This is a genomic window from Candidatus Methylarchaceae archaeon HK02M2 (genome assembly GCA_024256165.1).
Taxonomy (GTDB): domain Archaea; phylum Thermoproteota; class Nitrososphaeria; order Nitrososphaerales; family JACAEJ01; genus HK02M2.
Genome location: JAKLZG010000063.1, coordinates 1 through 13,704, shown reverse-complemented (window position 1 = coordinate 13,704; position 13,704 = coordinate 1). Strand labels below are relative to the sequence as shown.

General features: G+C 35.4%; 16 protein-coding genes. 9 read left to right on the top strand and 7 right to left on the bottom strand.

The genetic code is table 11. The features are described from left to right. Nucleotides 1-116 precede the first annotated feature (116 nt). On the bottom strand, nucleotides 117-410 hold the full coding sequence (locus L6N96_05085) for a twin-arginine translocase TatA/TatE family subunit (protein ID MCP8323533.1): 294 nt from the start codon (nucleotides 408-410) through the stop codon (nucleotides 117-119). Nucleotides 411-423: 13 nt separating this feature from the next. Then, nucleotides 424-1,212: a twin-arginine translocase subunit TatC gene (gene tatC / locus L6N96_05080; GenBank protein ID MCP8323532.1), complete on the bottom strand. Its 789-nt coding sequence runs from the start codon at nucleotides 1,210-1,212 to the stop codon at nucleotides 424-426. A gap of 152 nt (nucleotides 1,213-1,364) precedes the next feature. On the opposite strand from tatC, the gene L6N96_05075 reads away from it, so the two are divergent. Together L6N96_05075 and L6N96_05070 are read left to right on the top strand one after the other, a co-directional pair. After that, nucleotides 1,365-2,144 carry a proteasome assembly chaperone family protein gene (locus tag L6N96_05075; protein ID MCP8323531.1) on the top strand — a complete coding sequence of 260 codons (780 nt, stop codon included), beginning with the start codon at nucleotides 1,365-1,367 and terminating at the stop codon, nucleotides 2,142-2,144. A 9-nt stretch (nucleotides 2,145-2,153) separates the two neighbouring features. Beyond that, on the top strand, nucleotides 2,154-2,861 hold the full coding sequence (locus tag L6N96_05070) for a PAC2 family protein (GenBank protein MCP8323530.1): 708 nt from the start codon (nucleotides 2,154-2,156) through the stop codon (nucleotides 2,859-2,861). A 58-nt stretch (nucleotides 2,862-2,919) separates the two neighbouring features. Here the strand turns inward: L6N96_05070 and L6N96_05065 are convergent, their stop codons facing one another. The 4 genes from L6N96_05065 to gatC all read right to left on the bottom strand — a co-directional run bounded on the left by L6N96_05065 (nucleotide 2,920) and on the right by gatC (nucleotide 7,258). Further along, nucleotides 2,920-3,882 carry an asparagine synthase-related protein gene (locus tag L6N96_05065; protein MCP8323529.1) on the bottom strand — a complete coding sequence of 321 codons (963 nt, stop codon included), beginning with the start codon at nucleotides 3,880-3,882 and terminating at the stop codon, nucleotides 2,920-2,922. A gap of 122 nt (nucleotides 3,883-4,004) precedes the next feature. Next, nucleotides 4,005-5,453: an Asp-tRNA(Asn)/Glu-tRNA(Gln) amidotransferase subunit GatB gene (gatB, locus tag L6N96_05060; protein MCP8323528.1), complete on the bottom strand. Its 1,449-nt coding sequence runs from the start codon at nucleotides 5,451-5,453 to the stop codon at nucleotides 4,005-4,007. Beyond that, complete coding sequence (gene gatA / locus L6N96_05055) at nucleotides 5,450-6,907, bottom strand: Asp-tRNA(Asn)/Glu-tRNA(Gln) amidotransferase subunit GatA (protein ID MCP8323527.1); 1,458 nt, start codon at nucleotides 6,905-6,907, stop codon at nucleotides 5,450-5,452. Before gatA ends, gatB begins: the two co-directional genes overlap by 4 nt. A 9-nt stretch (nucleotides 6,908-6,916) precedes the next feature. Further along, nucleotides 6,917-7,258: an Asp-tRNA(Asn)/Glu-tRNA(Gln) amidotransferase subunit GatC gene (gene gatC, locus L6N96_05050; GenBank protein ID MCP8323526.1), complete on the bottom strand. Its 342-nt coding sequence runs from the start codon at nucleotides 7,256-7,258 to the stop codon at nucleotides 6,917-6,919. A 211-nt stretch (nucleotides 7,259-7,469) separates the two neighbouring features. Here gatC and L6N96_05045 point away from each other — a divergent pair, with 211 nt between their 5' ends. The 4 genes from L6N96_05045 (at nucleotide 7,470) to L6N96_05030 (ending at nucleotide 9,345) form a co-directional block, all read left to right on the top strand. Continuing rightward, on the top strand, nucleotides 7,470-8,039 hold the full coding sequence (locus L6N96_05045; protein ID MCP8323525.1) for a CBS domain-containing protein: 570 nt from the start codon (nucleotides 7,470-7,472) through the stop codon (nucleotides 8,037-8,039). Nucleotides 8,040-8,101: 62 nt separating this feature from the next. After that, the gene (locus tag L6N96_05040) at nucleotides 8,102-8,374 is read left to right on the top strand and encodes a hypothetical protein (protein MCP8323524.1); all 273 of its coding nucleotides are present in this window, start codon (nucleotides 8,102-8,104) and stop codon (nucleotides 8,372-8,374) included. A gap of 84 nt (nucleotides 8,375-8,458) precedes the next feature. Beyond that, nucleotides 8,459-9,004, top strand: a complete 546-nt coding sequence (gene fliE, locus L6N96_05035; GenBank protein ID MCP8323523.1) for a flagellar hook-basal body complex protein FliE — start codon at nucleotides 8,459-8,461, stop codon at nucleotides 9,002-9,004. 104 nt (nucleotides 9,005-9,108) lie between these two features. After that, nucleotides 9,109-9,345 (top strand): Lrp/AsnC ligand binding domain-containing protein, encoded by a 237-nt coding sequence (locus tag L6N96_05030; protein MCP8323522.1) that lies wholly within the window; start codon nucleotides 9,109-9,111, stop codon nucleotides 9,343-9,345. A 29-nt stretch (nucleotides 9,346-9,374) separates the two neighbouring features. Here the strand turns inward: L6N96_05030 and L6N96_05025 are convergent, their stop codons facing one another. Next, a complete protein-coding gene (locus L6N96_05025; GenBank protein MCP8323521.1) occupies nucleotides 9,375-9,764 on the bottom strand; it encodes a hypothetical protein in 390 nt (129 codons plus the stop codon). Nucleotides 9,765-9,895: 131 nt separating this feature from the next. Here L6N96_05025 and L6N96_05020 point away from each other — a divergent pair, with 131 nt between their 5' ends. From L6N96_05020 to L6N96_05010, 3 genes are all read left to right on the top strand, one after another. Next, on the top strand, nucleotides 9,896-10,702 hold the full coding sequence (locus tag L6N96_05020) for a hypothetical protein (GenBank protein ID MCP8323520.1): 807 nt from the start codon (nucleotides 9,896-9,898) through the stop codon (nucleotides 10,700-10,702). A gap of 62 nt (nucleotides 10,703-10,764) precedes the next feature. Then, complete coding sequence (locus tag L6N96_05015) at nucleotides 10,765-12,006, top strand: hypothetical protein (GenBank protein MCP8323519.1); 1,242 nt, start codon at nucleotides 10,765-10,767, stop codon at nucleotides 12,004-12,006. Then, nucleotides 11,999-13,501, top strand: a complete 1,503-nt coding sequence (locus L6N96_05010) for a hydroxymethylglutaryl-CoA synthase (GenBank protein MCP8323518.1) — start codon at nucleotides 11,999-12,001, stop codon at nucleotides 13,499-13,501. Before L6N96_05015 ends, L6N96_05010 begins: the two co-directional genes overlap by 8 nt. Nucleotides 13,502-13,704: the final 203 nt, after the last annotated feature.

Here is a 13,704-nt window from a genome sequence, read left to right as displayed (position 1 = left end):
ACCGAAAGTCGATTTACTCCAAGCAGAGTAGATACATATTATCGCTATTAGAAATAAATATGTTAAATACCCTAAAATAAAGCTTGTACTATAAATTCAAATCCTAACTTATTTAGTTATTCTTTATTTATCGCTGCTTGAATTTCTTCACGTAGTTGTTCATCGGTTTTACCTTGAGTATTAATTCCTAATGAATTGGCGGCTTTGATAAGTTTTTCCCTTTCAGTCTCTTCTTTTTTGCTTGGAGTTTTTGTAATTTCTTTAAGTTCTTTATCGATCTCCTGTTTACCTCTCTCAAACTCACCTTTTGCTCTACCGAAAGCCCTAGCCATTTCTGGGACCTTCTTTGCTCCGAATAAGAGAACAATTGCGACTATAGCTATTATCAGAATTTCATTGAATCCTTGCATAAATTCAATTTCTTCAAGGCTCTACTTTAACTTTTCTATGAACAAATAAATAGCCTAAAATATATAAAAACATCATGGGAATGACTACAAACCACATAGTTATTCCACTCCCATCAGGCGTAATAATGGCTCCAAAGATTACAATAGCCACTACAGCATATGAAAAATTTTTTTTCCAGAACTCTGGCTCGATCAAACCTATAGATGTCAATACAATCATTATTATAGGTAGCTGAAAGGAAAGACCGAAGGATAAAGTAAATAGGAACACAAATGAGATAAATTCGTCAATTGTTAAAAAAGTCTGTGCGCCCAAAGGTAAGGCATAACCATACAGGAAGTCCAATGTAAATGGAGTAATAAGAAAGTAGGAAAATATACAGCCAAGTGAAAAAAGTATAGTTGCAGGGATCAAAATTCTAGAGATCATTCTCTTCTCATTTGGATATAAAGCTGGGCTCAAGTACTTCTCTATTTGATAAACTATGACAGGCATACTAAGAACAATACCTAGGAAAAGAGAGGTTGTAATCTGAGCAAAAATAGCCTGTGTTGGGTTTGTAACTATGAGTTGTACATAGTTTGGGAGTAGATCAGCTTTCATTCTTTCTATAAATTGAGCAGAGATATTATCATAAATGTCGGGAAAAGGCAAGTATAAAATAAAATTGCCATAACTGAACTCTTTTATACTAAAGATAAAGGTGAATATCGATAGAATTGCTATTGAGACAATTATCTTTATGAATCTTGCCCTGAGCTCCTCAATATGGTCAAGGATACCCATCCCATCGGATGACAAATTAACCATTTTTTCGATTTATTATTGTTGTTATTAGATTTTTCTAGTAATTTTATCAGTACACATAACTTGTATACCCAATAATTTAATATCTGCTTTAAGTTAAGAGAAAAAGATTATCCTTTTTAAGTACAAATTATAAACCCTTATCCATGGAGATCAAAATCTACAAAGAACCTGAACTTAAGGAGCCGTACATGATTACAGGGCTTCCCGGAATAGGTTATGTTGCAAAACTTTCGGTTGATTACCTTATAAAAGAATTGAATGCAGAACTATTTGGGGAGCTTTATTCTAAATCATTTCCGTCTTATGTTTTAATAAAGAAGGATGGCACAGTTGAACTTCTTAAAAATGAATTTTATTATTATAAAAATGAAAATTTGAATAATGATCTAATAATTTTTACTGGAAATGTACAAGCAATCTCCCCAGAGGGACAGTATGAGGTTTCAAATGAAGTTTTGGACATGGCTGAAAAGTTTAAGGTCAAAAAGCTATTTGCATTAGCAGCGTATATAACCCATAAAACAATAAAAAAAGTACATGTTTACGGAGCTGCTACTGAACAAAAACTACTAGAGGAGTTAAAAAAATATGAAATCTCATCGATGGATGCTGGGAGCATTACCGGTACGAATGGACTACTATTTGGGCTTGCAAAACTTAGGAACATTCAAAGTATCTGTTTATTAAGTGAAACTCCTGGGTACCGTACTCCATCAGGTCAAGTTCTAGCTGATGTAAAATCTGCTCAAGCACTTTTAAAAGTTTTGAGTAGGATCGTAAATATTAAGATTGATATGGAACCTTTAGAAAAAGAAGTTAAACTCTCTGAAGAATTTAATCGAAAAATTGAAGAATTAAAACGTCAGGAGGTTGAAAAGATGCAAAAGGATATTACACCTCCACCAAAAGATATCTATGCATAAGGTGCAACTATGACTTGGATAGAATATACAGGACAACGAATAGAAAAAGATTCCATAGCAATCGTTGGTTCGCCTGGACAACGATCTATTGGTAAGATAGCAGTAGACTATTTAATTAAAAATCTTCGACCAAGATTGGTTGCTGAGTTATACTCACCTTATTTTCCTATTCTTTACGAGACAAAACCTTCTTATGCAACGCATCCAGAGTTCCCTGGTCAAGCCGGTATTAATTTGCAAGGAGGTCTACCAGAACTTCTAAAAGTTGGTTTTTACTCCTTATCTTCCCCTTCATTGCTTTTAACTAAAGGTTACCATGCCAACTTTAATGGACAGTATGAAGTAGCTGAACAAGTTTTAGATTTTTATCAAAAATTTGGAGTTAAGAAAATCATTGTACTTGCAGGCTATGGTATGGAGGGAAGAGATGTTTGTTGTGCTGCTACTGATCTAGAGCTCATAAAAGAATTAAAGAAGTATGGTATAGATACCGGATATGAAGGTCCATTTTATGGTTTTTCGGGACTAATTTTTGGCCTCTGTATACTATGGAATATCAAAGGGATATGTCTATTTGGTAGAACTCAACCAAACCTCTTAAATCCAGAATATCCAGATCCAAATGCAGCAAGAGCAGTATTGGAAAGACTTAGAAATTTGCTTAATTTATCCATAGATCTATCAAAAATAAATGAAATAACGTTCCGAAGAAGCTAAAATATTTAAACCTCATATCAATTATTGTATAACGAAGTGAAATCTAATCATTCTAATATTAAATAGGATATGCTCCACAAACTTTACAGTATTTAGCAGATTCAGGAACATCAGAGTTACAGAAAGGGCAGTTTTTACAACTGTGCTCTATCTTATGGGGTACACCTATAACCGATCTGTAGATTTCATAATAGTATAGTTGCTCTTTGTCGCGAATTATTACTCTATCCTTTTTCATATATTCAGACTTCTTCTCTTTAAACTCAGAGTCGTCTATCCTTTTTTCCAATATATTTGTAAGTATCGTTGTTCCTGAACCATGCTCGATAGGTGTCTTCATCCTCCAAACTATAGCCTCTGGTAAGAGGCCTTCAAAGGCTTTTCGTAGAATCCACTTACCCCATATCTTATGTCCTTCACTTTTTATTTTATATCCAGAGTCTAAATTCATAGCATATGATTTGAACTCTCTATCTAAGTATGGAAGTTTGATAGTTATACCAAAAGACCTCCCTATAAGCAGCGATGAAAAGAAGACATTTCCCCACATTTTGAACAATCTATCATCAAGTTGCTCCTTCTGAAGGTTAAAAAGAAAACTATAACCTGCAAAGAGCTCATCACTACCATCACCTGTCATCATTGATTTTATGTCATTTTCTCTTGCAGACTTCAACGCTAGAAAAATCGAGGCGCTATTTCTGATCTCCATAGGATCGAAAGATTTTATTATTTCGATAACTTTGGGGATTGCCTCAAAGAGTTCGTGCTCATTAAATTGAAAGATTTTGTGATCTATGCCTAAATGTTTCGCTATTAACTTTGCATACTCGACATCAGAGGCAGGAGCAGCGGCAAATGCTACTGTAATCGCCTTTAATTGTGTATGATGGGAAGCTAAATAAGCGATTATACTAGTATCCAAACCTCCTGAGAGCATTATGCCTTCACATAGATTTCTTAAAACCGCCTTTTCAAGTAAAGAACGAATTTCAGCGCAATGATCTTCTATTTGCATCATAATATATCAAGCCCTGAATTTAATCATTAAATAATATTTTCCAAGAAATTTTTACACTAAATCTCGATTTTCGAATAAGAATATCATATAATAGGGATATGTATTTGCGGAAAACTGAAATATCAAAGCCTGTTTTTAACTAATTGTAACTTCTTTCTAAGAATCTCATCAGCAATTTTAGGGTCTATTTTTCCTTTAGTCAATATCATTAACTGCCCCATAAGATAGTGAATTGCTTTTTCATCAACAAGGCTATCCTCAACAGCTTTTGGGTTATCTTTAATAACTTTTTCAACGTTTTTTATCACATACTTTTTGTCCAATATCTTCTTCAGAGCTTTCTCTTTTATAATCACATACGGCATCTTGCTAGTAGATAGCATCTCTTGAAGTATAGATTTAGCCATCTTTCTGTTTATGGTACCATCATCGATGAATTTCAAAAGATCAACTATATGTTTTGGCGTAACCCTTATTTCTTCAAGTTCCTTATTTTTATTATGTAAATATGGTAGTAATTCGCCTATAAGCCAATTACTTAATTCTCTAGGATTTTTATATAACTTGAGACATTCTTCAAAGAAATCAGCAATTTTTTTATTACGAGTCAAGATCTCGGCATTTTGTAAAAGTAAATTATATTGCTTCATAAAGCGCTTTGTTCTATCATCAGGCAATTCTGGCATTCTGAGCTTTATATCTTCCAAATACTCTTTTGAGATTTTTATAGGAACTAAGTCTGGTTCAGGAAAATACCTGTAATCTTCCTCCTCCTCTTTACTACGTAATGAGATGGTGATCCTTCTAACTTCGTCCCAATGCCTCGTCTCTTGTCCAATAACTAACCCTCCTTCCATAAATTTCTTCTGCCTTGTAATCTCGAAGTTCAAGGCTCTCTCGACCTCTTTGAAAGATGATATATTTTTTATCTCGACTCTTCTTCCCCCTTTTAGAGATACATTGGCATCACATCTCATTGAGCCTTCAAGACTACCATCTGATACGCCTAAATGCTCAAGGATCGACCTCAACTTCTCCAGAAATTTTCTAGCCTCTTTTGGTGATCTTATATCAGGTTCTGTAACTATTTCGATTAAGGCTATATTTGCCCTGTTGTAATCGACTAAGGTGTATGCAGATGACTCTATAGTTCCTTCATAAATCAACTTACCAGGGTCTTCCTCGATTTGGATACGTCTTATTCTAATCTTCTTTTTATTTATCTGAACATAACCACCTAAAGAGAAAGGCACTCCTCCAGCCTTATCATACTGAGATATTTGGAAATTCTTTGGCATATCAGGATAAAAGTAATTTTTTCTAAAGAAGAGCATCCTTTCAGATATGTCTGAGTTTAAAGCTATAGCAACCATTGTGGCATCTTCTAATGCTTTTTCATTCAGTACTGGCAGAGTACCAGGCACGCCCATACAGATTGGGCAGATGTAAGTATTAGGGTCTTCCCTTCTATAATCAGATGAGCAACTACAGAATAGTTTCGTCATAAGGTTGGTTAATTGACAGTGAACCTCTAACCCGATTTTTATCTCTGAAGACTTTGCCCTACTCATAATATTTTAACCTTGTAATTTGAATTCTTTTGATATGTAAAAGCTACTTGGACCAATAAATCCTCTCTAAATGGAGGTGCAATTATCTGGAGGCCTATAGGCAGACCCTTAGAAAAACCACATGGTATAGAGATACTTGGCAAGCCAGTTAAGTTTGCTGGAACTGTATCTACATCACACATATACATCTCTAATGGATCGTTGATCTTTTCACCTATTTTAAAAGGTAAGACTGGAAGTGTAGGTCCTATTAATATATCGAACTTTTTATATGCTTTCTCAAAATCTCTTTTTATTATAGTTCGAATTTTTTGTGCCTTTAAATAATATTCATCATAATAACCTGCTGAAAGAGCAAACGTCCCCAGTATTATACGCCTCTTGACCTCAAAGCCGAATCCAAGTCGCCTATTCTTCGAAAAGACGGTATTCCAGTCGTAGGATTTGTTAGGAACTCTATATCCGTATCTAAGACCGTCATATCTGGCAAGGTTCGAACTAGATTCTGACATAGCGATTATATAATAGGCTTGAAGGGGATTTTGGAGACTTTCAAAAGAAAATTCTTCATATTTTGCTCCAAGCTCTTCTAATTTAGATATGGCATTCCATACACTTTTCTCTACAGGTTCTTGAGTACCCTCACCGAAAAACTCACATGGAATGCCTATTTTCACTCCATCAACATCATCTATAAGAAAATCCAAATAATCTTTCTTGGGCATATCTACTGATGTGCTATCTAGAGGGTCGTGACCAGCTATACAACTTAGCAATAAAGCACAATCTCTCACATCTTTTGTGATTGGTCCTATCTGCTCCAAGCTATTGGCATAAGCTATTAAACCGTATCGGCTTACTAAACCATAAGTAGGCTTTAAACCTACGGTTGAACAGAAACTCGCTGGACACCTTATCGACCCTCCAGTATCAGAGCCTAATGCCAAGGTTGCCATAGACGATGCTACTGCTGCCGCGCTTCCTCCAGAAGATCCTCCAGGCACCCTTCCCAAATCCCAAGGATTATATGTGGGACCGAAATAGCTATGCTCGGTTGATGATCCCATAGCAAATTCATCCATATTCGTCTTCCCTATAATTACACTATCCTCATCTTCGATTCGCTTGACTACAGTGGCATCATAAGGAGGAATAAAAAAATCTAACATGTGAGAAGCACAAGTTGTCTTAATCCCTTTAGTACACATATTATCTTTGACTGCTATACCAACTCCACATAACCTACCAACCTTCTTCCCTTTCTTTATCTTCTTATCTATCTCTCGAGCTTTCTTAAGAGCTAACTCTTTTGTAAGGGTGATATAAGCATGAATTTTTTCCTCCATTTTCCTTATTCTATCATTTAAAGAAGCTATGTAATCCTCTACGATTAATTCGTGGGTTTTTATCTTCTCAACGATTTCATAAGCGGATAGTTCTAAATATTTGGACATAAAAATACCTCAAGTCATTTTTGGAGCTTTAACGAAACGCCCCTTAGTTTGAGGTACAGTTTGAAAGGTCTGTTCAAGTGAAGGTTTTACTTCATCCTTTCTAAGCACATTTACAATTTCTAAAACATGATATGCAGGAGGAATATTTTCTACATTTACTTCATCTATCTTTGCAAAGTAGGCTAATATGTCGTTTAATTGATTGGTGAAAAGGTTGATTTCCTTTTTTTGGAGTTCAATCCTAGCCAACCATGCAATTTTTTTAATATTTTTTGGAGATAATTTCACATTTTCTTTTTGTTCTTTGATGTTGCTCTTTTTTCTCATTAGATAGACATCCATTTGATGCATCTAATATCATTTTTGCTCTAGAGCCAGTAGGCATAACCTTATACATCCGCTTCCTACTTCGATAGATATTGTGGTTAAGTGCCTACATTCCAGATATTTCCCTAACTATCCATTTCTACACCGTCTTTTATAAACAATAAAACCTAAAATACATATAGTCTCTAGGTGCTAGAATAAGCTTAAAACCATCAATAAAAATAATAAAGAAAAAATGTTCAATATTTTTAAAATGTTTCCACAATTAAAGGATATAAAAAAGATAAGGAAGATATTAGGATTAACTCAGAATAAACTGGCAAATCTCTCAGGCGTTAGTCAATCACTTATAGCGAAGATAGAGGCAGGAAGGATTGATCCATCTTTCTCGAAGACTAGGGCAATATTCGAAACTTTACAGAGGTTACAATTGAAAAATTCTAAAAAGATGAAGAATATAATGACTAGAGATATCATATCTGTTAATATCAATTCTACTGTGGCCGAAGTTGCTAATTTGATGCATAAACATGCAATTTCTCAGATGCCTGTTTTAAGTAAGGGTGAAGTTATAGGAAGTGTATCTGATAAATTACTTATTAAGAAGTTATCAGAGGACGGAAGTTCTAAAAAACTATATGAAGAACAGGTAAATAAAGTCATGGAACCACCTTTCCCAACAGTGGATGAAGATACACCTATAGATCTTTTAATTCCCATATTAAATTTTTATCCAGCTATTTTGGTAATAAAAGGGAAGCGTATTATTGGTATTGTGACAAGGGCAGACCTACTCAAGCCATAATAGAAATCGTGATAAAATTAAAGTATATATATAAGAACTTCTTAGGTTTGAGACGAGAAAAATTGGAAAAAGATCAAGCAATAGGTGTTATAATGTTTTTGGCAAGCATTGCAGTCATTGTGATTTATGGTTGGCTCCTTTTCTTTCCACCAAATCCCGCTTGGACGATGTACGTTTTACAAATAACTGTTTTTATTGCTGCAGCAGCAATCTTGGCAATACTGGCCTGGATAGGTTGGACCATGGCAACTACTCCACCACCGAAACCTATAGATGAAGAAGTACTCCTTAGTAAAGAAAGTGAAGAATCTTCCCAAGAAGAAACTAAGGAGTAAAAACTGCTAAACCACCTTCACATATCCTAACTCAAAGACAAAAAGAAATTATTATCTATAAACTTAAAGTAAAGTAAAGTAAAATTGGTTAAGAAAGTTATTCTTGTTACAGGAATGCCAGGCTCTGGAAAATCAAAAGTAGAAGAAGTGGCAAAAGAGCTCAATTTCCCTATTTTCAACATGGGGGATGTAATAAGAGAGGAGGTTATGAAGAGAGGGTTAAAAGAGGGGGCTAAAAGCTACGAGTTTGTGATGAGAGACATCAGGGCAAAGACAGGGGATCAGATAGTGGCGAAGAGGACGATACAAAAATTAGACCAAATCGAAGCAGATATCGTTTGCATAGACGGTGTTAGAAGTCTAGAAGAAGTAAGATACTTTAGAATGTTCTTTGAAGTCAAGATCCTAGCAATACTATCTTCTTTTAAAATTAGGTTACAACGCCTATCTATGAGAAATCGACCGGATGATCCAAAAACAAGTAAAGAACTTGAAAAAAGAGATAGAACAGAATTAGAACTAGGTTTAGGAAAGGTCATAGCCACAGCTGATTATTTTATTATAAACGATAGTAGACCTCAAGATAATTTTAAAGAGCGTATAAGAGCGAAATTATTTGAAAGTCTATAATTAGTCATCGATAAGCTTGGATTCAAAAATAATAAATTGATTCCCACTCTTAATTCCATAAAAAGTGCTAAAATTTATTAGGAACGAATATTGTGATTTTATTCATGCCTGTAGCGTTTGTACTAATAAATGCAGATGTTGGAGCAGAAGAAGATATATTAAAAGAGCTTAGGAAAATTGAGAATGTAGAAGAAGCTCATTTTGTTTATGGTGTCTATGACATTATAGCAAAAATATCAGCAGATACTATGGAAAAAGTCAAAGAGACAGTTACTTGGAAGATAAGACGCTTAGATAAAGTGAGATCCACGCTCACTATGATAGTAACTGAAGTTCCGTAAATTTTACAAAATATTCATATTCGGCTCATCTACAATTGTAAAATATTAAATGGCTTTCCTTCCCTGAGAATAATCTGAGGAATTTTCTCCTTATTCTTAATTAGAAATTTAATTTCTTCTACCCCATTTCTTAGTTCATCAGGTAGCATGTGGGGAATCTCGTCTATTATAGGATACCAACGAAGGCATTTTATACAATTAAGAATTCCTTCTACTACATTAATTTGAGAGCAAACTTTACAATTTAAAGATATTCGTTTATTTTTAAGATCGGCAATCTTTTTCCTAACATAACTGCAATATTCATCACAGGAGTTCATTGTATGCGTCACTGAGTTTACCTTATTAAAGACGATAAGTTGTAGGGGGAAGTTCTTACAGATAGGACATGCCAAAAGGTCCATTAGTCGATATTTCAATTCGTATCAAGATTAAAATCAAAATGATTAATTAATGTATTGTCTCTTGTCGTATCTCGTATCTATTTTTTTACTAGTTTCATATGCGATGTCCAACTCTTATATAATGTATTGTGTAATAGATTTAGGCTTTGTTAGATACTTTAAAATTTCTGATCGATACTTCAAAAAAAGTTCAGAATGTGGTTAAACCTATCTTAGGTTCTGATCTAGCTTCAGAGCCTTTAGGCAGAGGTGCAGGAGGTGATATAACTATGGGTATAGATAAATTAGCTGAGAATGTAATATTAGATTCTATTAGAAGCCAGAATTTATCGTGCTTTGTTGTAAGTGAAGAGAGTGGCATCATAGAGATAGGTAGCAGACCGAATGTTTATGTGATAATAGACAGTATAGACGGCACAACAAATTCTCTCAGGGGGGTCCCATTTTTCTGCACTTCTATAGCGATATCAAGAGGGGATAGAATCAAAGATATTGAGGCAGGAGTCGTAATGAACATATCTAACAGTTCTATCTTTTATGCTAAGAAAAACAAAGGAGCATATATGGGGGGAAATAGAATAAAGACATCTAATAAAAAATTGCTGGAGGATGCGTTAATAGCGATAGACTTTAGCAAAGTTGAAGAGCAAAATATTACAAGATTAATCCCACTGTTAAAAGTGATAAGGCATATGAGACATTTTGGAGCTACTGCTCTAGAGATCTGCTATATAGCTTCAGGATTTATGGATGCCTTTGTCGATATTAGGAATATGCTCAGAGTTACTGATATAGCTTCATCTTATATAATATTAAAGGAGGCTGGTGGTGAGATACTTACACCTGAAGGCAAAGAGCTATATAATAAATTAGAGCCGACTCAAAAAGTATCTTTTATTGCTGCTGCAAACTCGACTATCTTTAGGAATATCATGAAACATATAAAACAGTAGGTTTACGAATGAACTTTTTGACAAAACCCTTAAGTCATAATTGATTATGGGGTATAACAAGCATGAATGCACCAACTTTTTGTAATGTTGAACCCTATGCGGCAATTATTGGTTCCGGGAGAACTGCCTTTGGAGAACAGTGGTATAAAGATCCTGAAAAGTTGATGATGGAAGCAGGGATCAAAGCTGTAGAATCTGTAGACTTTGGATTAGGGAGAAGTGATATTCAAGCATGCTATTTCGGTAGTTTTCTATATCAAACAACCAATAAACTAGCCTTGGTTTCTGGTTATATGGCGCGAGAATTAGGTGTAAACATTCCTATGAATACTACAGAAGCTGCTTGTGCCTCTGGAGGTTCTGCTTTTTATAATGCTTGCATCGCCATAAAGTCAGGTATATACAATGTAGTTCTTGTAGGTGGTTTTGAAAAGATGACAGATCGGTCTGGGAAGATTATAGACGATCTCATGTTTGCTTCTGACCCTTATGAATTCAACGCTGGTTTCACATTCCCTAGTTTGTATGCTACTATGATGGCAAAATACATCGCAGAGTATAGTCATGGAGATCAACGATGTATAAAAGCCTTAGCTCAAATCGCGTCTAAGAATCATCATCATGCTGTTAACAATGAAAATGCTCAATTTAGGCGAAAGATCAACGAGATTGATGTCCTTAAATCCCCACTTATAGCAGATCCGATACGGCTTCTCCATTGCTCACCCATTTCTGATGGAGCAGCTGCTGTAATTTTAACCAAACCTGAGCTGGCTAAGAAATACACAGATACACCAATTTACGTAATCGGAAGTCAACAAGTTACAGATGATATTTCACTTTATACTAGAGAAAGCATAACAGGGATTAAGGCGACAAAACTTGCAGTAGATAAGGCCTTGAATATGACGGGTATATCAATTAAAAATCTTCAGATAGCTGAGGTTCATGACTGCTTTACTATTGAAGAGGCCATGTTTTTAGAGGATTCAGGTTTCTATGAGAAAGGTAAAGCTTGGGAAGGCATCTATGAGAGTTATGAGTCTTTCAAAGGTCTGAAACATATACCCTATGTTAAAGATGGTAAAGAACTTATTGTCAATTCAGGTGGGGGTCTTAAGGCAGATGGTCACCCTGTTGGCGCTACAGGAGTAAGACAAATTCATGAATGTTTCAATCAGTTAAGAGGGGAAGCAGGTATGCATCAAGTTGATAGAGACTTAAATCTAGCCCTTTGCCATAACATTGGGGGAACGGGTGGAATAGCGACTGTTCACATCTTAGCAAGGGATATCCATGAGTGAACCTATTACAAGAAGAAAAATTCTTATCGATTACAGGATTCGAGCTTCGAGATGTGTAGATTGTGGGAGAACCTATTTTCCACCAAAGTTCTTCTGCAATAACGAAGGTAGAAAGAGCCGAATGAATTTTGTTGATTATTTCTATAGTAAAGGAACCCTCATTAGCGGAAGTGTTATTCGTAAACCTACCAACAAATTCCATCATTTGAGTTCCTTTATGTCTACCATAGTTACCTTTGATGATGGAAATACTAGGATTCCAGGTAGAATAACTGATTTTGTCCCATCAAAGGAAGAGTTAGACATTACTCTTTTTATGGGGAAGAATGTTGTACCTAGGTTTAGGCGGCTTTATGCGGATGGTGATCAAGGATTAATTTATTACTCAAGCTTCAACTTTAGTTTTGAAGATGATTATTATCCTTATCAGAAGTATGTGAAGATAAAGCATGCAAATGTAAGTGAACGTGCTGGAATCGTTGGTTATGGGATTTACTTACCAAAATTTAGAATAAAGGGTAGAGATGAATCAGGTGTCAGAATTAAGGAGCGTACTGTACCTTTTCTAGATGAAGATGCAACTACTTTTGCGGTAGAGGCTGGAAAGAGGGCATTGATCCATTCTTGTATCGATAATAGATACGTGAGAAAATGTTTTGTAGGCTCGGAATCTTCACCTTATGCTGTTAAACCCACTATGTCTACAGTTAGTCAAGCCTTACAACTTGGAGAAGAATATGATGGTGGTTTCTTTAGTGGTGGAATAGATTCACAATTCGCATGTAAGGCGGCTACCGATCTTTTTATCGACGCCGTAGCTCTAGTAACTTTCCCTACTTTTGGTGGGGAATATGTTATGGTGATAGGCTCTGATAACTCTCAAGCTGAAAGAAATGATCCGTTAGATTTTACTGTTGGTGCAGGTGCTGCTGCTTTCTTATTCGGTAAAAGAGATGTCATCGCAACTCTAGATCACTATGTTCCATATACTTCCGATACACCAGATTTTTACCGACGGGATGGCCAAAAGTATCCAAAGCATGGAGGAAGATTTACTGGAGAACCTGCCTATTTCAAACATGTTTCAATCGCTATGGAAACAGCCCTAAAAGCAAGTAGGCTTACTCCAAAGGATATCCGTTTTGTTGTTTGCCATTCACCTAATGTAAAATACCCTTATCTTGTAGCCCAAGAAGCAGGGTTCGAGAAAGATCAGATCGAACCTGGGCTAGTGGTCAGATATATAGGGAACCTTTACTCTGGTTCTAGCCCTACTGCATTAGCAGCTGTTCTTGATATCGCTGACCCAGGAGATCGAATACTCATGACCAGTTATGGATCTGGTGCTGGCAGTGAATCTTATATATTCACAGTCACAAAGGAAATCGAAAATATAAGAGAAAAGACAATTCCAGTAAAACAACAGATCGAAAGTCCTTACAAAGAGTATGTGGACTATGGCGTTTACCGTAAATGGAAGGATATAGGTAAATAATTTTTTATAACAATAACATAGGAGATACATTATATCTTTAATTCATATATCAATTAGGCCCCAATTTAAGTATCCTATTCAATGATTAGTTTGAAGATTCTTTCAGCACAAATATTGGGATTTAGCCTCTCTGTATTTAGTTTGAGTTCAGGTTTCGAAGGCTCTTCGTAGGGAGAACCTATTCCTGGGACTGTGGACTTGCC